This window comes from Kribbella sp. NBC_00662 (assembly GCF_041430295.1).
Taxonomy (GTDB): domain Bacteria; phylum Actinomycetota; class Actinomycetes; order Propionibacteriales; family Kribbellaceae; genus Kribbella.
The window spans coordinates 6,441,263-6,467,848 of record NZ_CP109029.1 but is presented as its reverse complement, the minus strand read 5'-3'; the positions used below and the strand labels follow the sequence as shown (position 1 = coordinate 6,467,848).

Genomic DNA, 26,586 nt, shown 5'->3' with positions numbered 1-26,586 from the left:
GTTAAGGTCAAGCGCATGGTTGAACTGCAGGTGGTCCTCCCGGACGAGTCGGCAGCGATGTCGCCCGAGCGCTTGGTCGAGCTGGCCGTGGCAGCCGAGGAGCTGGGCTACGGTACGGCGTGGTTGCCCGACCACCTGCTTCCGCCGGCAGAGTTCGGCTCGACGTACGGCGGGGTGTACGAGCCGCTCGTGACGATCGGGTACCTCGCGGCGCGCACCACCCGGATCCGCTTCGGCACGTCCGTGCTGGTGCTGCCGCTCCGGAGCGCGTTCGTCGTCGCCAAGCAGGCCGCGACCCTGCATCGGCTGTCGGGCGAGCGCGTCGTACTCGGGCTCGGTGCAGGCTGGGCTCGCGAGGAGTTCGCGGCGGTCGGCGTCCCGTTCGAGGAGCGTGGGCGGCGTACGGACGCGTCGCTGGAGATCGTCCGCGACCTGTTCGACGGACGCGATCGCGGCGGGGTGTTCGAGCCGAAGCTGCGGGCGCCGTTGCCGATCATGATCGGCGGTACGACGACGCCGGCGCTGCGGCGGGCGGCCAGGTTCGGCGACGAGTGGCAGGGGCTCGGGCTCGACGGCGCCGGGTTCAGCGCCTCGGTCGCGCGACTCCGGTCGTTCGGGGAGCGGAAGGTGAAGGTCGGCACCCGGCTCGACTGGTCCGGTGGCGATCCGGAACCTGTCGTGGCGATGGCTCATGAGCTCGCCGAGGCCGGTGCCGAGACGGTCGCGGTGTCGTTCGGAGACGAGCGTGACGCACTCGAGCGGATGACGCGGTTCTACGACCTGTTCACGGCGGGCTGAGTTTGCCGCGGAGGACCTTGCCGGTGGCGTTGCGCGGGAAGTCGTCGAGGATGACGATCTGGCGCGGGGTCTTGTAGCGGGCCAGGTTCGCCTTCACGTGCGCGATCAGTTCGTCCTCGGTGACCGGCTCCCGCAGTACGACGTATGCGACCAGGCGCTGACCGAAGTCGTCATCGGGTACGCCGGTGACGACTGCCTCGGCGACCGCGGGATGCGCGGCCAGGCACTCCTCGACCTCGACCGGGTACACGTTCTCGCCGCCGGAGACGATCATGTCGTCCTCACGCCCGTCGACGAAGAGCCGGCCGGCGCCGTCGAGATGACCGAGATCACCGGTGCTCATCCGGCCGTCGACCACGGTCTTGCTCGAACCATCGGAGTACCCGGCGAACACGAGCCCGCCACCCGCGAAGATCCGCCCGGTCGTCCCGGTCGGCACCTCCTGGTCCTGGTCGTCGAGGATCCGGATCGAGCTGCCGAGGCACGGGCGACCCACTGTCCCGGGCGCGTCGAGCAGATCGGCGGAGTTCGCGATCGTGGCGATGCCCACTTCGCTCGACCCGTATGCATCACACAGCACCGGCCCGAACACCTCGATGAACCGCTCGGCCAACGGCACACCGAGCTGCGACGCGCCGGAGATCACGGCCCGCAACGAACGAAGGTCGTGCTCCGCGATGGCCGTCGGCCCGAGCTCCAGCATCCGCCGCAACATCACCGGCACGGCAACCACGGCACCAGCGCGCGTCTTCTCGACATCCGCCAGCAGGGTCGCCGCGTCGAACTTCGGCCGCAACACCAACGGCGCCCCGAGGAACAACGCCAGCATCGACGTCAACAACCCGAGCCCATGGAACAACGGCGGCGCGATGATGACCGGCTCACCCGACCGCACCCCGAACCGACTGAGCGCACTGGCGGTCAACCCGGCCAACCCCACCGCAGTAGGCACCCGAGGTGCTGCCTTCGGCGTCCCCGTGGTCCCCGAGGTCAGAATCGTGATGTGCCCGGCCGACTCCGGCACCGGCGCACTCGCCGTACGACTGTCAGCCAGTTCCTCGAGATCGGACCCGATGGCCGGGATGCCCTCCGGCACCGTGAATTCCAAGTCGTGGACCAGTAGATCCGGCCGGTGCCGTTCGAGGACCGCCTGCAGTTGAGGCGCCGCGAACTCCGTGTTCACGAAGAGGACATCCGCACCGATCCGGGACGCGGCCAGCGTCGCCTCCAGGAAGCCGATGTGGTTCCGGCACAGGACCGCGACCTTGCTACCGGCAACGATGTCGTACTGCGCGTGCATGCCGGCCGCGATGCGCTCGCACCGCCGGTCCAGCTCGGCATACGTCAGCTGACTGGCACCCGAGATCACCGCCGCACGATCAGGCCATCGGATCGCCGCGATCACGCCGAGCGCAGCCATCGACTGACCCCACGTCCGCAGCGCCCGCTCGATCCGCACCAGTTGCGCCGGCCCGGCCGACCGCCACACTCCGGACCTGACGAGCGCCAGCGACACCTCGCCGACCTCGGCCGCACCCTGCATCAGCCACTCGGGCGGCCGGATCGGTCCGATCGGGCGGATCGTTCTCATCGCTTCTTCCCACCTCCGGTACGCCGGAAGTACTGCTCGAGCAACCGGTCCGTCGGCACCCGCAACAAGTTGCCTACGGCATCAGCCGGCCGGACGAACGGCGGCGTGATGTTGTGCGGCCGCTCTGCCACCGCCGTACACACCTGATCGGCGGCCTGCTCAGGCGTCAGCCCCGGCAGCTTGTTGAGTAGCGGCGTCGGCTCACTCATCCGCGTGTGCACCAGCCCCATGTACACGGTCGATGTCGTCACCCCGTCCCCGCGAACCTCCTGGGCGACGCATCGCAGCCACACATCGAAGGCACTCTTCGACGCCAGGTACGCCGACCACCGCGCCATCGGCGGGGTCCGCACCCCGGCCGTCGACACGTTCACGATGTGACCCGACCGGCGTTCCCGCATCGACGGCAGCAGCTCGAGCACGAGCTTCGCCGGGCCGAGGTAGTTGATCGCGTTGGTCCGCTCGATGTCATGGAACCGCTGGTACGTGTCCGCGACCGAACGCCGGATCGACTTCCCGGCATTGCTGACCAGTACGTCGACCTGTCCGTGCTCGGCCAGCACCGTCCGCACGAGCTCCTCGACCGCGCCCGGATCGGCCAGGTTCGCCGGATACACGTACGCCGACCCGCCGCCGTCCCGGATCTCATCGGCGACCACCTGCAACTGTTCCTCGGTCCGCGCCACCAGCAACACCGTCGCCCCGGCCGCCGCCAGCCGTCGCGCCGTCGCCTCGCCGATCCCGTACGACGAACCGGTCACCAGGACCACCTTGTCCCGTACGGCTGCGGTCAACCGCTCGTCGGAGATCCGGGTGCGCCCGTTGGTCAGCGCGACAAGCAACGGCCACCCGAACGGACGCTTCCCAGTCATGCCGCCGACATTACCCGCTGGTAGCCACGCGCGGGAGCCCCTGGCTGACTCTTTGCAACCAGTCCCGCACGAGGACGCCGAGCAACTCGGGCTGCTCGATCTGCAGGTTGTGCCCAGCTATGTCGAGCACAGCGAAGGTCGCGCGCGGGTAGTGAGGGAGCAGCTCGTACCAATCCTCGTAGCCGGTGACAGCGTCCTGCCGGCCGCACAGCACCAACGTCGGCCGGGTGTAGACCGGACCGCTCTCCGGAGCCGTCGACAGTGCCCACTTCTCCTGGATCCGATCCATCGCAGCCAGGTCCGCGATCGCGAGACCGGGCGCGACATCGGCCCGGTAGGCGGCGAGGGCAGCCGCGGTCTGCACCACCGCGAGCTCGGTGAAGTCCTCGCCCTCGGTCAGCGATTCGAGCACGCCCGGCTCGGTGCGCAGTACGACGTGTTCCGGCACCTTCCGGTCCTTGTGCCACAGTGTGCCGGTCGGGCAGATCATGCCCATGCCCAGGATCTGCTCGGGGCGTTGGGCGACGAGGCCACGGGAGAGGTACCCGCCGTACGACTCGCCCATCAGCAGGAACGGCTCGTCGCCGATCTGCTCGTCGATGAACTCGAGCACCGCGGCCATGATCCCGTCGGAGCTGTCGATGTCGCCGGCCGGGCTCTGGCCCATGGCCGGCAGGTCGGGATAGATCCGCCGGTATCCGGTGAGTTGACTGAAGATCGGTTCGAGGCAGCCGGTCATCAGCCGGTGGTCCGGAGTCCAGCCGTGCAACGCCAGAACCGGGACGCCCTCGCCGAAGGCCACATGGTGCAGAGTCATGAAAGAGGTTTTAGCAATCGCAGCCGACAGTTCTAGAGTCGCCCCATGGCCCGTCGCTCAGCACTGCCCCCGATTCCCGACTTCGCCGTACTCCGTTCCCGCCTCGACCGCGCCCGCGCGGCCGCGGCAGGCACCGGGCTGGTCATCGCGCCGGGCTCGGATCTGCGCTACTTGATCGGTCAGCCGGGCGGCTCGTTCGAGCGGCTCACCGCACTGCTGATCCCCGCGGACGGCACGCCGGCGCTCGTCGTACCGAAGCTCGAAGCACCTGGCTTCACGGGCTTGGGCGAGCTCGGGGTCGACGTCATCACTTGGGTTGACGGTGTCGATCCTTACAACCTGGCTGCCGAGCGCCTGGGCGACCCGGAGCGGGTTGCGGTCAGCGACTTCACGCCGGCGCTGCACGTGCTGGCGATCCGCGACGCCTTGCCGAAGGCCGAACAGGTGCTGGCCGGGCCGATCGTCCGGGAGCTTCGGATGCGCAAGGACTCGGCGGAGATCGAGGCACTGCGGAAGGCGGGTGCGGCGATCGACCGCGTGCACGCCCGGGTCGGCGAGTGGCTGCGGCCGGGGCGGACGGAGGCGGAGGTCGGCGCCGACATCGCCGCCGCGATCGTCGAGGAGGGGCACACCGAGGCGGACTTCGTGATCGTCGCAAGCGGCCCGAACGGCGCGAGCCCGCACCACGCTCTGTCCGAGCGGGTCATCGAAGCCGGTGACGTGGTGGTCGTCGACATCGGCGGACCTGTTGCCGAGGGCTACAACTCCGACTCGACCCGCACGTACGCCGTCGGCACGCCGCGGGACGCCGACGTGGCTGCGACGTACGCCGTACTGCAGGAGGCCCAGCACGCCGCGGTGGACGCGGTGCGGCCCGGTGTGACGGCTGAGTCGATCGACGCGGCGGCGCGCGACGTGATCGCCGCGGCCGGGTTCGGTGAGTACTTCATCCACCGGACCGGACACGGGATCGGGCTGGACGTGCACGAGGAGCCGTACATCGTGGCGGGCAACGACCTGCCGCTCGAGGCGGGGATGGCGTTCAGCGTCGAGCCGGGCATCTACCAGCCGGGCCGGTGGGGTGCGCGGATCGAGGACATCGTCGTGGTCACCGCGGACGGCGGCGAGTCGATGAACAACCAGCCGCACGACCTCGTGGTGCTCTGAGGTTCAGCCCGCGCGGAAGGTCTTGCGGTAGGCGAGCGGCGAGACGCCGAGCTCGGAGCGAAGGTGGTGGCGCAGCGACGCGGCGGTCCCGAGACCTGCTTCGTGAGCGACGCGGTCGACCGACAGGTCGGTCGTCTCCAGCAGGTTGCAGGCGTGCCGCACGCGCTGCTGCAGCAGCCAGGTGCCGGGCGACTGCCCGGTCTCGGCTTTGAAGCGCCGGCTGAAAGTGCGCACGCTCATCTTGGCGTTCGCCGCCATCGCCGCCAGGCTGATCTCCTCGCCGAGACGTGCGAGCGCCCAGGCCCGCGTCGGCGAAGTACCTTCACTGCCTTCTGCCGGGACGGCGTGCTCGATGAACTGCGACTGCCCGCCGTCCCGCCACGGCGGTACGACGCAATGCCGGGCGGCCCGGTTCGCGACCTCACTGCCGAAGTCCCGACGGATCAGGTGCAGGCAGAGGTCGACGCCCGCGGCGAGTCCGGCCGAGGTGAGGATGTCGCCGTCGTCGATGAACAGCTTGTCCTCGTCGAGCTTCACCTGCGGGTACACGCTGCGGAACAAGTCGGCCCGCTCCCAGTGCGTTGTCGCGGGCCGGCCGTCGAGGTAGCCGGCCGCTCCGAGGACGAAGGCGCCGGTGCAGATCGAGGCGATCCGGGTGCCGGGGCGGATCGTCGCGAGCGCGGCGGCCAGGTCGTCGGGCAGCGTGCCGTCGTACCGCGGCTGGTGGATGTAGGTGCCCGGGACGATCACCGTGTCGGCTTCGGCCAGCGCCTCGGGTCCGTGGTCCGGGACGAGATTGAACCCGGCTCCCGCCCGGACCGGGCCGCCGAGGCCGCAGATGCGGACGTCGTACAGCGTGGTGCCGTCGGCCTTGGTCGCCGCGCCCAGTACGGTCGGCGGGATGGTCAGGTCGAACCCGACGACCGGCTCCAGTGCCAGGACGGCGACGACGTGCGGGCCGACGGACGTCAGGTGTCGTGGGCTCATGGCCGTATCTTGACACATGTTGTCCATCTGGCCACTAGTTCGATGGCGGTCGAACCCGCACCCTTGATCGGGTGACGCAGATTCTCGAGACGAAGAAGGCTCCCCGGGTGCATCTTGCCTGGGCGGTCGCCGTGGTGGGGTTCGTGACCTTGATCGGCGCGGCAGGGTTCCGTTCGGTGCCCAGCGTGCTGCTCGATCCGCTGCACGAGGAGTTCGGGTGGTCGCACGCGACGATCTCCTCGGCGGTGTCGATCAACCTGCTGCTGTACGGCGGCATCTCGCCGTTCGCCGCCGCGCTGATGGATCGACTCGGTCTGCGCAAGGTCGTCAGCGGCGCGCTGGTGCTGATCGCCTTGGGCAGCGGCCTGACCGTCTTCATGACGTCCTCGTGGCAGCTGCTTCTCTGCTGGGGTCTCCTGGTCGGCGTAGGCACCGGGTCGATGTCGATGACGTTCGTGGCGACGATCACCGGGCGCTGGTTCGTCCACCGCCGCGGACTGGTCACCGGGATCCTCACCGCGGCCGGTGCGACCGGTCAGCTCATCTTCTTGCCGCTGATCGCGACCCTGGCGTCGCACCACGGCTGGCGGGTCCCTGCGCTGGTGGCGGCTGGTGCTGCGCTGGCCGTCGTACCGCTGGTGCTGTTCTTCCTGCGCGACTACCCGAGTGATGTCGGGCTCAGGGCGTACGGGGCTCCGGAGGGGAGCACTGCCGGGCAGCGGGTCGAAACGACAGGTAGCAGTGCGCTGCGAGCGGTGCGTGCACTGGGCATGGCTGTACGGCGGCCCGCGTTCTGGCTGCTTGCTGGTGGGTTCGCTATCTGCGGTGCGTCGACGAACGGACTGGTCGGGACGCACTTCGTGACGGCTGCGCACGACCACGGCATGCCTGCCACGACCGCTGCGTCGTTGCTGGCGCTGGTGGGCCTGTTCGACGTGGGCGGGACGATCTTCTCGGGCTATCTGACCGACCGGTGGGACCCACGGTTCCTGCTGATCGCCTACTACTCGCTGCGTGGTCTGTCGCTGCTGGTCCTGCCGTCGCTGCTCGGGCCGACCGCCGCGCCGAGCACCTGGGTCTTCATCATCTTCTACGGGCTGGACTGGGTAGCGACGGTGCCGCCGACCGTGGCGCTGTGCCGGGAGTGGTTCGGGCAGGACGGGCCGATCGTGTTCGGCTGGGTGTTCGCCTCGCACCAGGTCGGCGCTGCGCTGGCGGCCACCGGTGCCGGTTGGATCCGGGATGCGCAGGGCAGCTACAACCTCGCCTGGTACCTGGCCGGCGGACTGTGCGCGGCGGCCGCGCTGATGTCCGCGAGCATCGGACGGCGACTCGTTACTGCGTGACCCTGTCCGCTAGCCTCGATTTAAGTTGAGGTTGGAGGGATGGGCGATGGACATCGAGCCTGGTGAGCTGACCGTCGGGCAGCTGTCGCAGCGCAGCGGCGTAGCGATCTCGGCGCTGCACTTCTACGAGCGCCAGGGCTTGATCCTGAGCCGCCGTACGTCGGGGAACCAGCGCCGGTACAAGCGGGACACGTTGCGCCGGGTGGCGCTGGTCCGGATCGCCCAGCGGGTCGGCGTACCGCTCGCCGAGGTCGCCGCGATCCTGAAGTTGCTGCCGGAGAACCGGACGCCGACGCGGGCCGACTGGGAGCGCATCTCGGAGTGCTGGCAGGCCGAGCTCGACCGCCGGATCCTGCATCTCGAGCAGCTGCGTGACGACTTCAAGGACTGCGTCGGCTGCGGCTGCCTGTCCCTCGATCGCTGTGCCCTGGCCAACCCCTACGACGCCTTGGCCGCGAAGGGACCGGGGCCGCGCCGGCTGATGGACACCGAGGGCGAGCCGTGCCGTCCGGGGAAGTGCGCCTGAGGTTGTCCACAGCTCCGGGGTCGCGGCCAGCGAACTGGGGGTGCGGGCGTCTAGGGTTCGGGCATGGCTGAGACCGATGGACCGCTGGCTCTGACCGACGACCGCGCGAAGGTCGCCGGTGACGTGATTCGTGCGATCGCCGGCGACGACGCCCGGCTGCGCGCGGATCAGGAGACCGCGGTCGCGGCGCTGTGCGAGCCTGCGGCGCGGGTGCTCGTCGTGCAGGCGACCGGATGGGGCAAATCGGCTGTGTACTGGGCGGCGACCGCGATCAGACGATCGGAGGGCGCCGGCCCGACGCTGGTGGTCTCGCCGCTGCTGTCGTTGATGCGCGATCAGGTCGCGGCCGCGAGCCGGGCCGGGCTGCGCGCGGCGACCTTGAACTCCAACAACATCGATGCGTGGTCAGGCATCGAGCACGACCTGCGCTCGGGTGCGATCGACGTGCTGCTGGTGTCGCCGGAGCGGTTGGCCAACCCGGGGTTCGGGCGACGGGTGCTCGACGGGCTGGCCGGCCAGGTCGGGCTGCTGGTGATCGACGAGGCGCATGCGGTGTCGGACTGGGGACACGACTTCCGGCCGGACTACCGGCGCGTGTCCGACGTGCTGCAGCAGCTCAACCCGAAGACTCCTGTCCTTGCAACGACAGCTACTGCCAACTCGCGGGTGACTGATGACGTGGCGAAGCAGCTGGGGGAGTCGACTCTCGTACTGCGTGGGCCGCTCGCGCGGGCGAGTCTTCAGCTCGCGGTCGTGGACAAGCTGTCTCCGCTCGATCGCTTTGCCTGGGTCGTCGACCAGCTACCGAAGCTTCCGGGGTCCGGGATCGTCTACGCGTTGACGGTCGCCGATGCGCAGCGGCTGGCATCGGTGATCCAAGAGGTGCACGGCCGGGATGTGCCGGTCGCGGCGTACACGGGTCAGCTGGAGGCGGGGGAGAGGGAGAGCCTCGAGGACGCGCTGCGGGCGAACCAGCTGAAGGCGTTGATCGCGACCTCGGCGTTGGGGATGGGGTACGACAAGCCGGACCTCGGGTTCGTGGTGCACGTCGGGTCGCCGCCGTCACCGGTGTCGTACTACCAGCAGGTCGGCCGTGCGGGGCGCGGGATCGATCATGCGGTGGTCGCGTTGCTGCCGTCGGATGCGGACTCCGGGGTGTGGGACTACTTCGCGACGGCGACGATCCCGGTGCCGGAGAACGTGCAGCGCCTGCTCCGGGCCTTGGAGGGGTACGGTCCGGACGAGCCGGCGACGGCTCCGGCGCTCGAGGCGGAGACCGGCCTGCGGCGTACGCGGGTCGAGTTGATGCTGAAGCAGCTGGCGGTGGACGGAGCGGTCGAGCGGGTCGAGCGCGGCTGGGTGCGGACCGGGGCGGACTGGACGTTCGACGCGGAGCACTACGACGGGATCGTGTCGGTGCGCCGTCGCGAGGCGGACATCATGCGCGCCTACACGCGCGGTGATCGTTGCTTGATGCAACTTCTGCAGGAGTCGCTGGACGACCCGTCGGCCGAGCCGTGCGGACGTTGCTCGGTCTGCCTGGGGGAGTTGCCCGCTCCGCTGGAGTCGCGGCCCGATCCGGAGACGGTCGCGGCGATCGTCCAGTTGCTGCGCGGTGAGGTGCACGTCCTGGAGCCGCGCAAGATGTGGCCGGGAGGTGCGTTCGGCGCTCGCGGGAAGATCCCGCCGGCGCTGTCGGCCGAGCCCGGCCGCATCATCGTGTACGCCGATGCGCCGGAGTGGCGTGAGGTGGTGCAGGGGGCATTCAACGCTTCCTCGGCGCCCGATGCTGTGGAGGCACTCAAGTCCGGTGCCGTGGCTGCCCTGTCGCGCTGGCGCGGTTCGTGGTCCGCCCGCCCTGAGGTCGTCGTGCCGCTCGCTGCGGCTGGGTATCAGGAGCTGACGTCGACGATCGCCGATCACGTGGCGGGGGTCGGCAGGTTGGACCGCGCCGAGCTGACGATCGACCGGACCGGTTACACCGACGACCTGTCGTCAGCTGAGGAGGCCCGGGTCTGGCGAGACGGCATCCAGGTCGACCAGGCGACGGCCCAGTCCATCGCAGCCCGGACCGTCCTTCTCCTGGTCGATGCGACGTCCTCCCAGTGGCCGGTCACCGTCGCCACCGCCAAGCTCCGCGAAGCCGGCGCGGCCGCCGTCCTGCCTCTCGTCATCCACAAACGCCCCTGACCATCCCGCCCGATCACCGAACAGGAGCCAGCTCCAGGAAGGACTTCAGGTCGGACAGGACTTCCGGCCACCCATGCTGGATCATGGTTCGCAGCACGCTGTCGGGCCCGAAGCCGCTGTGGATCACGGTCAGCTTCACCTTGTCGTCCACCGGCTCCAGCTCGAACGTCGCCGTGGACAGCGGCTCGCGGCTGGTCTTCTCGTACACGTCGGCCGGCAGGTCGACCGCCTTCGCGAACTCCGGCGTGATGTTGTGCCAGGTGTACGACAGCCGCGTGTACGGCGTGTGCTCGATCACGACCTGCCCCGGGCCGGCCATCGACACGTCGCCCATGTGCCAGACCATCGCCGAGCCCGGCTTCCAGTCGGTCTCGTGCGACAGGTTCCAGTACTGCGCGGTGAATTCCGGCTCGGTCAGCGCCTGCCAGAGCCGCTCCGGCGTGGTCCTGATGTAGGTCGTGTAGACGAAGTCGTTGTCGCTCATGGTGGGTTCGGCCTCCAAAACCGTCTTGAGATCGGCGAACATCTGCGCCCGCCGGCGGTCGTACCGGGTCATCCAGCGGTCGGCGATCGCGTTGATCGGCTCGGCGTTGAGGTAGTGGAGCTTCTCGCGCCCGCGCCACACGGTGGTGACGAGGTTCGCGGTCTCCAGGATCGTGAGGTGCTTGCTCACCGATTGCCGGGCCATGTCGAGGCCCGCGCAGAGCTCGCGCAGGGTCTGGCCGTTGCGGGCGTTCAGCATGTCGAGCAGCTGCCGCCGGCTCTGGTCGGCCAGCGCACGGAACACCTCGTCGTCCATCACGCCTCCCGATTGATCATGCCGCCGGATCATGCAGCCGTTTGGCTGCATGAGAAACATAGGCAGCCGAACGGCTGCATGTCAAGGGAACTCGATTGACGCGGAGGTGAGGATGGACGCGTGGACATCACGAGCCTGGGCTACCGCACCGACCTGTTGCTGCTCGAGCTGGGCGGCAGCACCTTCCGCGACACCGGCGAGTACGTCGTGGTGCGGACGCCGGCCAACCCCGGCTACTGGTGGGGCAACTTCCTGCTGTACCGCACGCCGTTCGCCCCGGACGACGCCCGGATCCGCCTGGACGACTTCCACCGTGAGTTCCCGACCGCGGAACACGTTGCCATCGGCATCGACAGCGTGGATGGTGCGATCGGCGCGGAGGACGAGGTGAAGGCTGCCGGTCTCACGATCGACCGGAGCGTGGTGATGACCGCGGACCGGGTCGTCCCGCCGCCGCGGCCGAACACCGAGTCGACGTACCGGTTCCTGGACCGGGACAGCGACTGGGCCCAGCTGTTCGACCAGAGCCTTGCGACCGCGGACATGACGGTCGACGCGGCCTACGAGGACTTCACCCGGCGCAAACAGGCGGCGCAGCGCGCGCTGGTCGAGGCGGGCCACGGGAAGTGGTTCGGCGCGTTCGACGGTGATCGGCTGCAGAGCTCGATGGGGTTGATGTTCGACGGTAAGGGCGTCGCCCGGTTCCAGAATGTGCAGACGTCTCCAGAGGACCGCGGCCGTGGTCTGGCGGGGACGCTCGTCCACCACGTGTCGACGTACGGGTTGACCGAAGGCGGTGCGCGGACGCTGGTGATGGTCGCGGATCCGGACTACCTCGCGGTCCGCATCTATCGCTCGGTCGGATTCAAGGACACCGAGACCCAGCTTCAGTTCGTCGTGCCGCCCGCGTGACAGAGTAGGACGCATGACGGACGTACGCGGGGTCGTGATGGTCACCGGTGGGAGTCGCGGGATCGGAGCGGCCGCGTCGGTCGCGCTCGCGGCGGACGGCTGGGACGTCGGCGTCAACTACCGGACGCAGGCCGACGAGGCTGCCCGCGTGGTGAAGGCGTGCGAGGAGCTCGGCCGGCGTGCGATCGCCGTACAGGCCGACGTCGTCGAGCCGGACCAGATCGAGCGCCTCTTCGACACCGTCACCGCCGAGCTCGGTCCGATCGGTGCGGTGATCAACAACGCCGGTGTCGTCTCGCCAGGCGGCCGCGTCGCGGAGTACGACGCCGAGCGCCTCGACCGGGTGTTCCGGATCAACTCGATCAGCGCGTTCCTGGTCGCCGGCGCCGCGGTCCGCCGGATGTCGACGGCGTACGGCGGCACCGGGGGAGTGATCGTCAACGTCTCGTCGCGCGCGGCGGTCCTCGGCTCGGCCGGCGAGTACGTCGACTACGCCGCGAGCAAGGCCGCGGTCGATGCTCTCACCACCGGGCTGGCCAACGAGGTCGCGAAGGAAGGTGTCCGGGTGCTGGGCGTGCGCCCCGGCCTGATCGAGACCGACATCCACGAGCCGGGCCGGCTGGATCGCCTCGGTGCCACGCCACCGCTGGCCCGTCCGGGTAAGGCGGAGGAGGTCGCGGAGGTGATTGCGTTCCTCGCCTCGGACCGCGCGTCGTACATGACCGGTACGACGGTCGACGTCTCCGGCGGCCGGTGAGCCGTGGGGCTCCGGCCGGTTGACCTGGCGCGCCGGGCGGGGGTGTCGACCCAGCTCGTCCGCAACTACGAGGCGGCCGGGATCCTGCCGCCGGCGCCGCGGTCGGACACCGGGTACCGGCAGTACGGCCCGGAGCATGTGTCGGCGCTGCTGACGTACCGCGCCCTCGCGCCCGGCTTCGGCGCGGAGACCGCCACCGAGATCATGCGAGCCGTGCACGACGGCGACGAGGCGCTCGCCTACAGATTGGTCGACGCCGCCCACGCCGCACTCCACGAGCAACGGCTCGCCACCGACGCCGCGAGTGAAGCGCTCGCCGCGCTCGCTGCCGAGAACGTCGACCAACTCACCGGCCCGTCCCTGCTCGTCGGAGAACTGGCACACCGTCTCGGCATCCGCACGTCAGCACTCCGGGTCTGGGAAGCAGCCGGTCTGCTGGCGCCGACCCGAGAGCCCGGCACGAAGTACCGCCGCTACGGCCCCGAACAGGTCCGCGACGCCAGGATCATCCACATGCTCCGCCAGGGCCGCTACTACTTCGAGCAGATCAGGCCGGTCCTGGACGGCCTACGAAGAACGGGCAGCACCGACGCCCTGCGTACTGCGATCGCCGAGCGCCGCGCCGCGCACGACCGTCAGACCAAGGCGATGCTGTACGGCGGCGCCCTGCTCCATCAATTGATCAGTCAGGGACAGCCAGCCGAGTCGGCGCCGACCGTCCCCGCACAGTGATCTGCTCGGTCGTCCGCCACTGATCGGCCTCGGCCGGGGCCGACTGCTCGACCGCGGCCATCGACGCGATCAACCGACCCGGCGCAGCCTTTGCCAGCTCGCTCAGCCGGGCCGCCTCGTTCACCGGATCGCCGATCACGGTGTACTCGTGCCGCCGTACGTCGCCGACCGTGCCCGCGACGACGATGCCGGCCGTCACGCCGATGCCGGCGATTGCCTCCGGCAACTCCTCGTCGAGCCGACGGGCCAGCTCCCGGCCGGCGCACAACGCGCTCCCGGCCGGATCGGCCAGCTCGGCCGGCGCCCCGAAGACCGCCAGTGCCGCGTCACCGGCGAACTTGTTCACGAACCCGCCCTGACGGTCCACCTCGTCGACCACGATCGCGAAGAACCGGTTGAGCAGTTGCACGACCTCGGTCGGCGGCCGATTCATAGCGAGCTCGGTCGAGCCGACCAGGTCGACGAACAGCACCGCGACGTACCGCTCCTCGCCGCCGAGCCGGTCGCTGCTCAGTGCCTCCTGCACGACGTCGGGTCCGACGTACCGGCCGAAGACGTCGCGGATCCGCTCGCGGTCGCGCAGTCCTTCGGCCATCCGGTTGAACCCGGCCTGCAACGACCCCAGCTCGGTGCCGTCGAAGACCGGGATGCTCACGTCGAGCCGACCTTCGCCGATCACACTCAGCGCGTCCCGCACCGACCGGACCGGCGCGACGACCGACTTGGCCGACAGCATCGTCAACAGCCAGCCGTTGCCCAGTGCCACGATGCCCAAGGCAAGGATCACGACCGACAGCCGCGTCGAGGTGACGTCACCCTCGATCAGCGCGAGTACGGCGGCCAGCATCAGCCCGGCGACCGGTACGGCGGAGCCGACCGCCCAGAAGAACACCGTCCGCGCCTTCAGCCCCGCCGCGAGCAGCCGTCGCGGCGGTGGTGAGTCGGCCAGCGCCCGCGCGGCGACCGGCCGGAGCGCGAACTCGGTCAGCAAGTAGGACACCGAGCAGGTGATGATCGCGCCGTCGATGACCGTGAGGGCGACGCGCAGCGCGTTCTCCGGCTGCATGATCACCGTCATCACGGTGAAGACCGCGGCCGCGACCAGCCAGAGCAGCACCTCGATGAGCGTGAGTCGCAGCGGCAGCTGCAACGTGGCGATCTGCTCCCGCCTGGTGGCCGGCCGCTCGAGCTCGACCCAGCGCGTCACTCGACGAGTCAGCCGCATGCTCCAGACGCAGCCGATTGCGATTGCGAGCACGAAGTACGCCGGGATGATGATCGCGTCGGCGAGCTGAAGCCGGTCGACCAGCGAGGGGCCGGGCAGCACGTAGACGGCGAGGACGAACACGACCAGCGCGCCGATCAGGTTGGTGCCGATCGAGAACGTGGTCATCAGGATCTGCAGCCGGACCCGCAGCCGGCGGGTGCTCTGGTCGGCCGGGCCGAGCAGCCAGGATCCGAACGGGCGCCTTTTCAGCACCAGATCCGGATTCCCCTGGGTCATCATGGTCACAGTCTGCTAGATGGCACCGCCATTTCCGCAACCTGTGTCAGGTGGGTGTCAGGACCGAACCAGGGTTTTGGCACGTTGGTGCGGCTGGCCCAGATTGGCCGTCCGATCCGGCCGGTCCCTGGGTACTGTTCCTCGGACGCCTCACTCGGGGAGCTTCCGTGACGCACGATCGCCACTCCTACGCCGAGCCCGCCCTGGTTCGGACCACCCATCTCGAGCTCGACATCGCGCTCGACTTCGACGAGAAGGTGCTGGCCGGTAGCGCCACGCACACTCTCGCGTGGACCGGCACAGAGGCGCACAGCGGTGACCGCCTCGTCCTGGACACCCGCGACCTCACCGTCCTGGGGGTCGAGGGCCAGACGTCCGACGGCTGGGAGCCGTTGGAGTACAGCCTGGCCGTCCCGGACAAGGAGCTCGGTGCCGCACTGACGATCCGCACGTCGAAGCATCCGCGGGTCAGGGTGAGCTACCGGACCGCGCCGACGGCGACCGGTCTGCAGTGGCTGGAGCCGGCCATGACGGCCGGCGGTGTCATGCCGTTCATGTTCAGCCAGTCGCAGGCGATCCACGCCCGCAGTTGGGTGCCGGTGCAGGACACCCCGAGCGTGCGGTTCAGCTACGCGGCACACGTGACCGCGCCGCCGGAGCTGATGGTGCTGATGAGTGCCGACAACGGTACGACGTCGCGCCGGACCGGCTCGTACGACGTGGTGATGCCCGAGCCGATTCCGTCGTACCTGCTGGCGATCGCGGCAGGCGATCTGGTCTTCGAGCCGCTGGGCGGGCGGTCCGGAGTGTGGGCGGAACCGGCCACGGTGCGGCAGGCGGCGACGGAGTTCTCCGACACCGAAGAGATGATGCGGGTCACCGAGGAGCTGTTCGGCCCGTACCGCTGGGGCCGGTACGACCTGCTCGTGCTGCCCCCGTCGTTCCCGTACGGCGGGATGGAGAACCCGCGGATGACGTTCGCGACGCCGACCGTGGTGATCGGGGACAAGTCGCTGGTCAGCGTGATCGCGCACGAGCTCGCGCACAGCTGGTCGGGCAACCTGGTCACGCAGGACAGCTGGGACGACATCTGGCTCAACGAGGGCTTCACGTCGTACGTCGAGAACCGGATCGTCGAGGCGGTCTACGGGACCGAGTTCGCGCTGATGGAGACCGCGATCAAGCAGCACGCGACGGTGGTCAAGCTGGACCCGCTGACGCCGGCCGAGCTGGCGGTCGAGCTGCCGGGGCTGCACCACCGCTCGGAGTACCACGGGAAGACGTCGACAGGCCCGCTGAAGGGGTCGTGGTTCCTGTCCTGGCTGGAGGAGCGGTTCTCGCGGGAGGTCTTCGATCCGTTCCTGCGCGGGTACTTCGACCGGTTCGCGTTCCGCAGTATCAACACCGACAACTTCGTGGAGCACCTGCGCGAGCATCTGCTGTCCGAGCACCCCGATGTGGTGACGGACGACGAGCTCGCGGCCTGGTTGTACGAGCCGGGCATCCCCGCGTTCGCGGCGCGCGCGGTGTCACCGCGGTTCCAGGTGGTGGACGAGGCGCGTGACCTCTGGCTGAAGACGGGCGAGCTCCCGCACGGCGCGGGGCAGTGGACGACGCAGGAATGGCTGCGCTTCCTCGACGCGGCACCCGACGTACTGAGCCCTCTGCTTCTGCAGCAGCTGGATCGCGCCTTCGGTCTGACCGGGACGGCGAACGGCGAGATCGCCCGCCGCTGGTACCAGATCGTCGCCGCCAGCAGCTACGAGGCGGCGTACGCCGAAATGGCCGAATTCCTCACCAAGGTCGGTCGCATGAAGCTGGTCCTCCCGGTCTACCAAGCCCTGGCCGGCACCGACCGGGCCTTCGCCGCCGAAGTCTTCGCCAAAGCTCGTCCTGGCTACCACCCGATCACGACAGCAGCAGTACAACGCATCCTCGGGCAGTAGTTACAGGTCCAGCTTGCGGCGGTTGACCTGGTAGCCGGGGCGGTAGCCGAGGTGGGCGTTGGTTCGGCGCATGGGTGTGTTGGTGTCGACGGTGTCGGTGAGGAGACCGTCGAGGTCGGGGAAGCGGTGACGGGTCTGGTGGATCTGGGCGGCCTTCATCCAGAGGGCGAGGCCGCGGCCGCGATGGGCGGGGAGTACGGCGGTGCCGTAATGCTGACCGTCGCCCTTCCCGTCGCCCGGCACGACGAGCTCGGTGAAGCCGACGATCCGGCCGGTCTCGTCGAGCGCGGCGACGACGGACAGGTGTTCGCCGCGTTGGGCGACGACCTGTGCGGCGTGCCGGGTCCGCTCGACGTCCCACACGTCCGGGCCGACCGAGATCGACCCGGTCGGCGCATCGTCCATCCCGGTGCGCGCGTCGGTGAACGACTGCACCAGGTCGTCCGGCACGACGCCGTCCCACGAGATCAATCGGTATCCAGGAACCTCCGGTACGTCGGGAACCGGGTCGGACAGCTCGCGCCGGGTGTAGACGAGCGTCAGCCCGATCTCGAATCCGTACCGCTGGAGGAACTGGTCGCCGATCGACTTGACGGTCACATCGGCGAGCAGCGTCTGTACGTCGTGATCGCGCGCCCCGGCGACGACCGCGTCGAGCAGCCGCGACCCGATTCCGCGGCGCCGCTCGGCCGGGTGGACGGTCAGCTCGAGCTCGCCCAGGTGCGAATAGCTGTTCCTGCTGTCGAGCCGCAGGAACGCGGATCCCACCGGCGTACCGTCGGCCTCCGCGGCCAGCCATGCGATCCGGCGGCTGGTCGGCCGGTAGTCGGGATCCGTCAAGGGAATCAATCGAATGCTCAAGCCGCCAACTTAACCCGCCCGCAGGATCACGAGCCGCCGGTCGGCCGATCGGCTGGATCACGTGCCGAGGGTCGGTCGATCGGCTACCGTGGCGCGCAGGCCGAAGCGGGGCGAGGCGGACGGGGAGAGGAGCCAGGGGTGGAGCATCTGGACGGCGAGGCCGCGCGAGACAACGTCGTACGCACGATCGGTGCCGATCACGTCGCTCTGCGCGAGCAGGTGCTGGCGGAACTGCGCCGGCGCATCGTCGACGGTGAATACAGCCAGGGGGAGCGGCTGACCGAAACCCGGCTCGCGGACGACTTCGGTGTGTCGCGGAACCCGGTGCGTGAGGCGCTCCGAGTGGTCGAGGCCGAGGGCTTCGTCCAGATCCTCCCGCGCCGCGGCGCCGTCGTCGCGACCCTCGACGAGACCGCGGTCCGCGACCTGTTCGCCGTCCGCGAGCAGCTCGAGACGCTCGCCGCAGGCCTCGCGGCAGAGCGGGTGACGCCCGAGGGGATCGCGACCCTGCGCCGGCTGATCGACGACGCGAGCAAGGCCACCGAGGCCGAGGACTTCGACCGGGTCGCCGAGCTCAACAGCGCGTTCCACCGGGCCGTGATCGAGGTCAGCGAGAACCGCTGGCTGCACTCGATCTCGTCCGCGATGTACTACCACGTCCACTGGGTGTTCCGGGTCGGCGCCGCCCAGCGCGCACCGCACTCGTCCGAGGAGCACGTCCGGCTGGTCGACGCCATCGAGGCGGGCGATGCGGAAGCCGCCACCACGGCCGCCCGCCTGCATGTGGAGGCGGCCGCGAAGGCGGCGTACGGTCAGCGTCCGACCGCGTAACCCTGCATCCCGCGCGGGTTCGCGCCCGCGGCGAGCACCCCGTCGGCTTCCTTCCGTACGGCGCACAGCCGGCCGAGGCTCCACGCATCCGAGTCGGTGACGACGTGCCCACGCCGTACCAGCTCGTCGCGGATGTCCTTGCCGACTCGCGTCTCCATCACCAGGCCGCCCGGCTCGGTGGCGCGTGGGTAGAACGACGACGGGAAGCCGGTGGTGTGCCAGGCCGGCGCGTCGATCGCCTCTTGCAGATCCATCCCGGCACCGAGGTGCCGGAGCAGGAAGAGCAGCTGCCACTGGTCCTGCTGGTCGCCGCCCGGCGATCCACACGCCATCAGCGGGTCGCCGTCGCGCAGTACGAGGGTCGGCGTGAGCGTCGTACGCGGTCGCTTGCCTGGCGCGAGCGAGGCCGGCAGACCCTCCTCGAGCCAGAACATCTGCGCCCGGCTGCCGAGGCAGAACCCGAGCTCCGGAATCGTCGGCGACGACTGCAGCCAGCCGCCGCTCGGCGTCGCGGAGATCAGGTTGCCCCACTTGTCGATCACGTCGACGTGGCAGGTGTCCCCACGCGTCACCCCGCCGGGCGACACCGTCGGCTCGCCGGTGGTCGCATCGCCGGTTTCGTTGCCCACGGCAAACGACGGCAGCCGCGGCTCGTGCCCGTCCGGACGTCCCGGGCGCAGCTCGAGCGACGCGTCCGGCCCGATCAGCTTGGCCCGCTCAGCGGCGTACTCAGGCGAGAGCAGCGTCTCCAGCGGTACGTCGGCGCCGTCGCCGTACCAGGCCTCGCGGTCGGCGTACGACAGCTTCATCACCTCGACCGTCGTGTGCACGCCGTCGGCGCTGTCCAGGTCGACCTCGCCGAGGGCCGCGAGTACGGCGAGGGACTGGAGCAGCCCTGGCCCCTGCCCCCAGGCACCGGTCTTCGCGATGGTGTACCCGTTCCAGTCGTACGTCGCAGGGTCCTCCCACGTCGCCTCGAAAGCGGCCATGTCGTCGCCCGTGATCAGGCCGGCGTGGTCCTCGCCGCTGGAGTCGCGATGCGGCAGCCGGGAGAACTTGTCGATCGCCTCCGCGACGAACCCTTCCCGCCACGTCTTCCGTGCCTGCTCGATCTGCGCCTGCCGGTCGGCGCCGGCTGCTTCGCCTTCGACGACGAGCTTCTCCAGCGTCGCGGCGTACCGCTCGTTGCTGAATCGTCCGGTCACCGGCCGACCGTCCTTGAGCCAGAGCGCGGCCGACGTCTGCCAGTGGTCCTCGAACAGGTCCTGCACGGTGCTGATCGTGTCGGCCACCCGCGGCACCAGCGGATGACCGTTGCGCGCGTACTCGATGGCCGACTCCAGTACGACGCGCAGCGGCAGGGTGCCGTGATCACGCAGGAGGAGCAGCCAGGCGTCGACGGCACCGGGGACCGTCGCCGCGAGCGGACCCGAGCCGGGCACCAGCGTGAGGCCGAGTGAACGGTAGTGCTCGATCGTCGCGCCGGCGGGGGCGACGCCCTGGCCGCACAGCACCCGCGGGGTGGGGTCGTCGGCGGTCGCGATGATGGCCGGCACCTCACCACCGGGACCGTTGAGGTGCGGCTCGACCACGTGCAAGACGAACCCGGCGGCGGCGCCCGCGTCGAACGCGTTCCCGCCGAGCTCGAGGATCCGCATGGCCGACTGCGACGCCAGCCAATGCGTGGACGAAACCATCCCGAACGTGCCGCGCAGAGTGGGCCGGGTGGTAAACGTCATCGGGCAGCTCCTTCAATTGGTCGTACGTCGGGTCCGGTGCCGTCGTCGTTGACGAGATGGCAGGCCACCTGATGTCCACCTTCGCCGATCGTGCGTGTCACCGGCACGACTGTCCGGCATTTGTCCACGGCGACGGGGCATCTGGTGTGGAAGCGGCACCCCGGCGGCGGATCGATCGCCGACGGCAGGTCGTCGCCGAGCAGAACGGGACGTCGGGCCCGCTGCTCGGCCGGATCGGGCACAGGTGCGGCGGACAGCAGCGCCTGTGTGTACGGGTGGGACGGCTTGCCGAAGATCCGGGCGCGCGGCCCTTGTTCGACGAGCTGACCGAGGTACATCACCGCGACCTCGTCCGCGAGGTACTCGACCGCGGACAGGTCGTGGGTGATGAACAGACAGGCGAACCCGAGGTCACGCTGCAGATCGGCGAGCAGATTGAGTACTGAGGCCTGCACCGACACATCCAGTGCACTGGTCGGCTCGTCTGCGACCAGGAGTCGCGGCTCGGAGATCAGCGCGCGGGCAATACTGACCCGCTGCCGCTGACCGCCCGACAGTTCGTGGGGCGCGCGCTGAGCGACCTCGGGGCGCAGACCGACGCGTCGCAGCGCCTCGCGAACCTTGGTCGGGATGTCTTTGCGACGCATCAGCCGCAGCGGCTCACCGACGATGTCGCCGACGGTGAACCGAGGGTCGAGCGAGCCGGCCGGGTCCTGGAAGACGATCGAGACGTCGCGGCGATGCGGCCGGAGCTGACGGCGGGACAGATGCGTGATGTCGGCGCCTGCAATCCTGACCGTCCCACCGGTCGGTTCGAGGAGCCTGACGATGCACCGGCCGACCGTGGACTTGCCCGAGCCGCTCTCACCGACCAGTGCGACGACAGAGCCTTGCGGGATCCGTAGCGTGACTCCGTCGACCGCACGGACCGGTCCGAAGTGCATGACGAGGTCTTCTACTTCGAGCGCGTCCATCAGACCTCCACGGCTTCTCGGACCGGGTGCCAGCACGCGACGCGATGTACGCCGGCGGTCAGCTCGGGCTGTGACGTCGTACAGGAGTCGTCGGCCCGCGAGCAGCGGTCGGCGAACGTACACGCATCCGGCTGCGCGGACAGGACCGGCACCAGGCCGGGGATCTCGCTGAGCCGATGCGTCTCGGCATGGCGTCCGGCGGCGGGGGACGCACCGAGCAGTCCGACCGTGTACGGGTGCTGCGGCTTGGCGAAGATCCCGTGCACCTCTGCGGTCTCGACCACGCGTCCGGCGTACATGACGGCGACCCGGTCGGCGAGGTCCGCGACAACGCCGAGGTCGTGCGTGATCAGGACGATGCTCGTGCCGAGACGTTCACGCAGCCCACGGAGTACGTCCAGGATGCCGGCCTGGATCGTGACGTCGAGGGCGGTGGTGGGTTCGTCGGCGATCAGGACCTTCGGATCGCAGGCGACGGCCATCGCGATCATCACCCGCTGGCGCATGCCGCCGGAGAGCTGGTGCGGGTAGTCGCTGATACGGCGTTCCGCGGACGGGATGCCGACCAGCTTGAGCAGCTCGATGGCACGGGCCTGGGCGGCCTGGCGGGTGACGCCGACGTGGGTTCGCAGTACTTCACTGATTTGGTGGCCGACGGTGAAGACCGGGTTCAGCGAGGTCATCGGCTCCTGGAAGATGTACGCGACCTCGCGGCCGCGGATCGAGCGGAGCGTCCGCTTGTCGGCACCGATCAGTTCGGTGCCGTCGAGCTGCACCGAGCCGCCGACCGTCGCGGTGCGGGGGAGGAGACCGGCGATGCTCATCGCGGTGACGCTCTTGCCACAACCTGATTCACCGACGACGGCGAGGACTTCACCGTCTTCGACCTCGAAACTGACGTGGTCGACCGCGGACACCGGACCGTCCTCGGTCCGGAACGTGACGGAGAGATCTTTGACTGCGAGGACAGGTGTCATCGGCGGCTCGCCTTCGGATCGAGTGCGTCACGGAGGCTGTCGCCGACGATGTTGAACGCCAGCGTCAGCAGCATGATCGCGACGCCGGGCATCACCGCGGCCCAGGGCGCCCGGGACGCGAACTGCTGTGCGTCGGCCAGCATCGTGCCCAGGCTCGGCGCCGGCGGCTGGATGCCGAGGCCGAGGAACGACAGCACGGCTTCGCCGAGGATCGCGGCGGGGATGCCGACGGTCGCCTGGACGATGACCGCGGAGCCCGCGTTCGGCAGGATGTGCCGGCCGAGCACCCAGGCGTCGCTCGCGCCCTCGACGATCGCGGCGGCGACGAAGTCGAGCGACTTCAGCCGCAGCGTCTCCGAGCGGACGATCCGGATCATGCCGGGGATCTGTGCGATGCCGATCGCGATCGCGGCGTTGCCGAGGCTCGCGCCGCGGATCGCTGCCAGCCCGACCGCGAGGATCAGGAACGGGAACGCCAGTACGAGATCGGTGAGCCGCGAGATCAGCGCGTCGACCGCGCGGAAGTAGCCCGCGATCAGCCCGAGCGGTACGCCGATCACCAGCGAGAACGCGACCGCGAGGATCCCGACGTGCAACGACGCGCGCAGACCGAACATGATCCGCGAGAGAACGTCCCGGCCGAGGTCGTCGGTGCCGAGCAGATACCCGGCTGTCCCGGGCGGAGCGAACGCGTTGCTCAGGTGCGTCTGGGTGGGGTCGTGCGGCGCGAGCCAGTTCGCGAACACCGCGAGCACGACCCCGATCGCGAGTACAGCGAGTCCGGTCAGCGCGAGCGGGTTGCGGAACACCCGGCGTACCACTCGACGGCTGTTGCTCCGCGGAGGAGCGATCGCTTCGGCGACTGCCATCACGCCTCACCTCGCACGCGGATCCGTGGGTCGATGACGGAGTACAGGAGGTCGACCAGCAGATTGATCACGATGTACGCCGTCGCGGTGACGAGGACGACCGCTTGGATCACCGGGTAGTCGCGCTGGAAGACGGCGTCGACCGTGAGTTTGCCGAAGCCGGGGAGCGCGAAGATCCGTTCGGTGACAACGGCGCCGGAGATCAGCGCGCCGAGTTGGAGACCGACGATCGTGACGACGACGATGAGACTGTTGCGGAGGGCATGCTTCCCGATCACCGCCTTGGGCGGGAGGCCCTTGGCCTCCGCCGTACGGATGTAGTCGGCACTGAGCGCGTCGAGCATCGATGATCTGGTCTGGCGCATGATGACGGCCGCCAGTCCGGTGCCGAGGATCAGTGCCGGCAGGATCAGGTGATGCAGGTTGTCCACCGGGTTGGTGAAGAACGGGACGAAGCCGGAGGCCGGAAAGAGGCCGAGGGCAACGGACAGGTACAGGATCGCCATCAGACCCAACCAGAAGTGCGGCACCGACAAACCCAGCAACGCAAGGGCGTTCGCAGCCCATTCGGCCGGCCCACCACGTCGTACGGCGGCCACGACGCCCGCGCCGACGCCGATGACAGCGGCGATCAGGATCGCGAGCACCGACAGCTCGATGGTCACCGGCAAGGCGCTCAAGATCATCGACCGCACCGGCGCGCCCGTGCGGATCGACTGCCCCAGATCGCCGCGCGCGGCGTGACTGACGAACTGCCAGAACTGCACCAGCCACGACTGGTCCAGTCCGTACTGCTGCCGGATCGCCCGCAACGACTCGGGGTCGCGATCCTCTCCGGCCAGCGCCAACGCCGGATCACCCGGCAACGCCCGTACTCCGACGAACACCACGATCGTCGCGAGCACGAGCGTCACCAGCGATTGCCACAGCCGGTTGAGGAGGTACCGCCTCACTTGGCGAACCCCGCGAAGGCCGTTCGGATCACGCCGTCCGGGTAGACCTGGATGCCGAGGACCTTCTTGGAGACGCCGGTCAGGTTGCGCTGGCGGTACATGTAGATGATCGGGTCGTCCTGCTGGAGCTTGGTGACGACGTCGCCGTACAGCTTGACGCGTTGGGCCTGGTCGGTGGACTGCCGGGCGTCGGTGAGGAGCTTGTCGACCTCCGGGCTGCTGTAGCCGGACACGTTCTGGCTGCCGGTGGTGCCGATGAAGTTGAAGATATTGGCGTCGGGGTCGACGCGGCCGGACCATCCGAGTTGCAGCAGCTCGAAGTCACCGCGGTCCTGCTGGTCGAGCAGCGCGGCGTACTCGACCGGCTTGATCACGAGGTCGAATCCACCCTCCTTCACCATGCCCTGCAACGCCTGCGCGAGCCGCAAGCTGTCCGGGTTGTTCGAGGTCACCATCTCGACCTTGTACGGCGTACTCACGCCCGCGTCGGCCAGCAACTGCTTCGCCTTCGCCGGATCGTGCGCCGGGCAGACCTGTGCTGCGTCCGAGGTGAACTCGCTCTTGGGCGAGATCGGCGAACAGGCAACGGTGTTCAGGCCGCCGAAGAGCGACTTCACCAACGCCTCGCGGTCGATCGACAGTGCCAGCGCCTGGCGAACCCGCGGGTCCTTGGCGAGCGGAGTACCGAGTGACTTGAGCGGGTTGCCGACGCCGTTCGAGTTGCCGATGTTGATCGTGAGGCCTTGGTACCCGAGCGACTGCGACTGCAGCACGGTCACAGTGTCGTCCTTCTGCAGCGCCGGCGTGTCCTGTGTCGACAACGAGTCCGCGACCTGGGCGTCGCCGGACTTCAGGTTCGCCGAGCGGATGCTCGAGTCGGTGATGATCCGGTACTCGATCGCGTCGAGGTGCACCTTCGCGGCGTCGTAGTACTGCGGGTCCTTCACGACCTTGATCGAGTTCTGCGCGACGCGGCTGGCGAACTTGAACGGGCCGACGCAGACCGGCGCGTTGGAGAAGTTCGCGCCGAGCTTGGCAACGGCGGCGGGGCTGAGGACCATGCCGGACCGGTCGGCCAACGCGGCGGTCAGCGGGGCGAACGGCTTCGAGAGCTTGATGACGACGGTCTTCGGGTCGGGCGTCTCGATCGAGGTGATCGGACCGAGCTCGCTCTTACGCGCCGAACCGGCGAGGGTGAGGTCCCGGTTCAGCGAGATCTTGACCGCGTTCGAGTCGAACGTGGTGCCGTCGGCGAACTTCACACCCTGTTTCAGCGGGATCGTCATGCTGAGGCCGTCGGACGAGATCGTCGGCAGCGCGGTGGCAAGCTGCGGCACGACCTTCGCGTCCGAGCCGAGGTCGTACAGCTTCTCGCACATCGTGTGGAAGACGTACCGCGAGTAGAGGCTGCGGGACAACGTCGGGTCGAGCTTGTCCGGATCGGCGGACAGGGCAACCGTCAGCGTCCCGCCCTGCTTGACCTGCGACGCGTCGGCGGGCTCGCCGAAGACGTCCTGTCCGGCCGGCGCCTGGGTGCCGCTGCTGCTGTCGCCACCGCTGCCGCTGTTGTTGCCGGCGGGCTCGACCGGGGAGCAGGCCGTGCCGACCAGGGCCAGCGCGATGACGGCGGCGCCGATCCCGGCCAGGTTCCGGTGGCGGTTACGCAAAGTGAAACGGTTCAGCGACAGCGGAAGTCGACGAGTCATCGAGGGCTCCTGAGTAGGCGGTTCTGTCGACTGTTTCATGTATACAAGGTGGGTGCGCAAGTGATTCGGCGAGTTTGGCTGAACCTTTTACGACCTCTCGCCGTACTCGGAGTGGAACGTTCAACGCCGACGACCGCTGGGGTCGCCGGAGGCTGGGGCGCGGCCTCCGGCGACCCGATTTCACACGGTGACGGGGTAGGTGAGGTCCCCGGCGGGTACGGCGTGACGGCCCAGCGCGAGTGCCATCAGATTCGGCCCGTCGTACTGCGGGTGATGGATGCCGAACTCGGTCGCCTGCCGGAATCCGAACCGCGGGTAGTACTCCTGGTGACCGAGGACGACGACGGCCTGCTCGCCGCCGCGATCACCCGCCGTAGCCAGCGCGGCCCGCACGGCGGCACTGCCGGCGCCTTGCTTCTGGTACTCCGGGAGCACGGCGACCGGTCCGAGTGAAAGGACCGGCTGGTCGCCGATGTGGCAGCGGGTGAGGAGCGCGTAGGCGACCGGCGCGTCCTCGGGTGTGGTCGCGACGAACATGTGGCCGGGGAGCCAGGCGACCGGGTCGGCGCGGTGAGCGTCGAGGAAGTCGACCTCGTACTGGCGACCGAACGCCTGCAGAGTGATGTCGCGGATCAGTTCGACGTCGGCCGGTGTCTCGACGCGGGTGTTCCAGGTGATGGACAACGGTGGTCCCTTTCGAAGGTTGGAAGATGAGGCTGAGTAACCGGGCGC

24 protein-coding genes are annotated in these 26,586 nt (G+C 69.2%); 10 read left to right on the top strand and 14 right to left on the bottom strand.

Annotation, left to right across the window (positions count from 1 at the left end):
* The first annotated feature begins 15 nt into the window (after positions 1-15).
* Complete coding sequence (locus tag OHA10_RS32005; protein WP_371402493.1) at positions 16-798, top strand: LLM class flavin-dependent oxidoreductase; 783 nt, start codon at positions 16-18, stop codon at positions 796-798.
* Here OHA10_RS32005 and OHA10_RS32000 read toward each other — a convergent pair.
* From OHA10_RS32000 to OHA10_RS31990, 3 genes are read right to left on the bottom strand one after another with little or no spacing between them, the layout of a single operon-like run.
* Positions 785-2,389 (bottom strand): AMP-binding protein, encoded by a 1,605-nt coding sequence (locus OHA10_RS32000; protein ID WP_371402492.1) that lies wholly within the window; start codon positions 2,387-2,389, stop codon positions 785-787. The two genes, OHA10_RS32005 and OHA10_RS32000, sit on opposite strands and share 14 nt — an antisense overlap.
* A complete protein-coding gene (locus OHA10_RS31995) occupies positions 2,386-3,261 on the bottom strand; it encodes an SDR family NAD(P)-dependent oxidoreductase (RefSeq protein ID WP_371402491.1) in 876 nt (291 codons plus the stop codon). The genes OHA10_RS32000 and OHA10_RS31995 overlap by 4 nt, the downstream gene beginning before the upstream one ends.
* 10 nt (positions 3,262-3,271) lie before the next feature.
* On the bottom strand, positions 3,272-4,078 hold the full coding sequence (locus OHA10_RS31990) for an alpha/beta fold hydrolase (protein ID WP_371402490.1): 807 nt from the start codon (positions 4,076-4,078) through the stop codon (positions 3,272-3,274).
* A gap of 45 nt (positions 4,079-4,123) precedes the next feature.
* On the opposite strand from OHA10_RS31990, the gene OHA10_RS31985 reads away from it, so the two are divergent.
* On the top strand, positions 4,124-5,245 hold the full coding sequence (locus OHA10_RS31985) for a M24 family metallopeptidase (protein WP_371402489.1): 1,122 nt from the start codon (positions 4,124-4,126) through the stop codon (positions 5,243-5,245).
* 3 nt (positions 5,246-5,248) lie between these two features.
* Here the strand turns inward: OHA10_RS31985 and OHA10_RS31980 are convergent, their stop codons facing one another.
* On the bottom strand, positions 5,249-6,232 hold the full coding sequence (locus tag OHA10_RS31980) for a GlxA family transcriptional regulator (protein ID WP_371402488.1): 984 nt from the start codon (positions 6,230-6,232) through the stop codon (positions 5,249-5,251).
* Between the two features lie 71 nt (positions 6,233-6,303).
* Between OHA10_RS31980 and OHA10_RS31975 the strand changes: the two genes are divergently transcribed.
* The 3 genes from OHA10_RS31975 (at position 6,304) to OHA10_RS31965 (ending at position 10,294) form a co-directional block, all read left to right on the top strand.
* On the top strand, positions 6,304-7,578 hold the full coding sequence (locus tag OHA10_RS31975) for an MFS transporter (RefSeq protein ID WP_371402487.1): 1,275 nt from the start codon (positions 6,304-6,306) through the stop codon (positions 7,576-7,578).
* Positions 7,579-7,624: 46 nt separating this feature from the next.
* Positions 7,625-8,104, top strand: a complete 480-nt coding sequence (soxR, locus tag OHA10_RS31970; protein ID WP_371402486.1) for a redox-sensitive transcriptional activator SoxR — start codon at positions 7,625-7,627, stop codon at positions 8,102-8,104.
* Positions 8,105-8,167: 63 nt separating this feature from the next.
* Positions 8,168-10,294, top strand: coding sequence for an ATP-dependent DNA helicase RecQ (locus OHA10_RS31965; RefSeq protein WP_371402485.1), 2,127 nt, complete (start codon positions 8,168-8,170; stop codon positions 10,292-10,294).
* A 13-nt stretch (positions 10,295-10,307) separates the two neighbouring features.
* Here the strand turns inward: OHA10_RS31965 and OHA10_RS31960 are convergent, their stop codons facing one another.
* The gene (locus OHA10_RS31960) at positions 10,308-11,093 is read right to left on the bottom strand and encodes an ArsR/SmtB family transcription factor (RefSeq protein ID WP_371402484.1); all 786 of its coding nucleotides are present in this window, start codon (positions 11,091-11,093) and stop codon (positions 10,308-10,310) included.
* A 120-nt stretch (positions 11,094-11,213) separates the two neighbouring features.
* On the opposite strand from OHA10_RS31960, the gene OHA10_RS31955 reads away from it, so the two are divergent.
* The 3 genes from OHA10_RS31955 to OHA10_RS31945 are packed head-to-tail and all read left to right on the top strand — an operon-like array spanning position 11,214 to position 13,494.
* Positions 11,214-12,005, top strand: a complete 792-nt coding sequence (locus OHA10_RS31955) for a GNAT family N-acetyltransferase (protein WP_371402483.1) — start codon at positions 11,214-11,216, stop codon at positions 12,003-12,005.
* Between the two features lie 13 nt (positions 12,006-12,018).
* The gene (locus OHA10_RS31950) at positions 12,019-12,762 is read left to right on the top strand and encodes an SDR family oxidoreductase (RefSeq protein ID WP_371402482.1); all 744 of its coding nucleotides are present in this window, start codon (positions 12,019-12,021) and stop codon (positions 12,760-12,762) included.
* 3 nt (positions 12,763-12,765) lie between these two features.
* Positions 12,766-13,494 carry a MerR family transcriptional regulator gene (locus OHA10_RS31945; protein ID WP_371402480.1) on the top strand — a complete coding sequence of 243 codons (729 nt, stop codon included), beginning with the start codon at positions 12,766-12,768 and terminating at the stop codon, positions 13,492-13,494.
* Here the strand turns inward: OHA10_RS31945 and OHA10_RS31940 are convergent.
* Positions 13,445-15,001: an adenylate/guanylate cyclase domain-containing protein gene (locus tag OHA10_RS31940; protein ID WP_371402479.1), complete on the bottom strand. Its 1,557-nt coding sequence runs from the start codon at positions 14,999-15,001 to the stop codon at positions 13,445-13,447. The genes OHA10_RS31945 and OHA10_RS31940 overlap by 50 nt on opposite strands.
* 164 nt (positions 15,002-15,165) lie before the next feature.
* Between OHA10_RS31940 and OHA10_RS31935 the strand changes: the two genes are divergently transcribed.
* Positions 15,166-16,944, top strand: a complete 1,779-nt coding sequence (locus tag OHA10_RS31935) for a M1 family metallopeptidase (protein ID WP_371402477.1) — start codon at positions 15,166-15,168, stop codon at positions 16,942-16,944.
* Here the strand turns inward: OHA10_RS31935 and OHA10_RS31930 are convergent, their stop codons facing one another.
* Positions 16,945-17,805, bottom strand: a complete 861-nt coding sequence (locus OHA10_RS31930) for a GNAT family N-acetyltransferase (RefSeq protein WP_371402476.1) — start codon at positions 17,803-17,805, stop codon at positions 16,945-16,947. It lies immediately after the preceding gene.
* Positions 17,806-17,943: 138 nt separating this feature from the next.
* On the opposite strand from OHA10_RS31930, the gene OHA10_RS31925 reads away from it, so the two are divergent.
* Complete coding sequence (locus tag OHA10_RS31925; RefSeq protein WP_371402475.1) at positions 17,944-18,636, top strand: GntR family transcriptional regulator; 693 nt, start codon at positions 17,944-17,946, stop codon at positions 18,634-18,636.
* Here the strand turns inward: OHA10_RS31925 and OHA10_RS31920 are convergent.
* From OHA10_RS31920 to OHA10_RS31890, 7 genes are all read right to left on the bottom strand, one after another.
* Positions 18,618-20,375, bottom strand: coding sequence for a gamma-glutamyltransferase family protein (locus tag OHA10_RS31920; RefSeq protein WP_371402474.1), 1,758 nt, complete (start codon positions 20,373-20,375; stop codon positions 18,618-18,620). The two genes, OHA10_RS31925 and OHA10_RS31920, sit on opposite strands and share 19 nt — an antisense overlap.
* The gene (locus tag OHA10_RS31915) at positions 20,372-21,349 is read right to left on the bottom strand and encodes an ABC transporter ATP-binding protein (protein ID WP_371402473.1); all 978 of its coding nucleotides are present in this window, start codon (positions 21,347-21,349) and stop codon (positions 20,372-20,374) included. The genes OHA10_RS31920 and OHA10_RS31915 overlap by 4 nt, the downstream gene beginning before the upstream one ends.
* Positions 21,349-22,326 carry an ABC transporter ATP-binding protein gene (locus OHA10_RS31910; RefSeq protein WP_371402472.1) on the bottom strand — a complete coding sequence of 326 codons (978 nt, stop codon included), beginning with the start codon at positions 22,324-22,326 and terminating at the stop codon, positions 21,349-21,351. Before OHA10_RS31910 ends, OHA10_RS31915 begins: the two co-directional genes overlap by 1 nt.
* A complete protein-coding gene (locus OHA10_RS31905) occupies positions 22,323-23,195 on the bottom strand; it encodes an ABC transporter permease (RefSeq protein ID WP_371402471.1) in 873 nt (290 codons plus the stop codon). The genes OHA10_RS31910 and OHA10_RS31905 overlap by 4 nt, the downstream gene beginning before the upstream one ends.
* Positions 23,195-24,148 carry an ABC transporter permease gene (locus OHA10_RS31900; protein ID WP_371402470.1) on the bottom strand — a complete coding sequence of 318 codons (954 nt, stop codon included), beginning with the start codon at positions 24,146-24,148 and terminating at the stop codon, positions 23,195-23,197. The genes OHA10_RS31905 and OHA10_RS31900 overlap by 1 nt, the downstream gene beginning before the upstream one ends.
* Entirely contained in the window at positions 24,145-25,854 is a 1,710-nt protein-coding gene (locus OHA10_RS31895; protein ID WP_371402469.1) for an ABC transporter substrate-binding protein, read from the bottom strand. The genes OHA10_RS31900 and OHA10_RS31895 overlap by 4 nt, the downstream gene beginning before the upstream one ends.
* A gap of 180 nt (positions 25,855-26,034) precedes the next feature.
* Complete coding sequence (locus OHA10_RS31890; protein ID WP_371402468.1) at positions 26,035-26,538, bottom strand: GNAT family N-acetyltransferase; 504 nt, start codon at positions 26,536-26,538, stop codon at positions 26,035-26,037.
* Between the last annotated feature and the right edge of the window lie 48 nt (positions 26,539-26,586).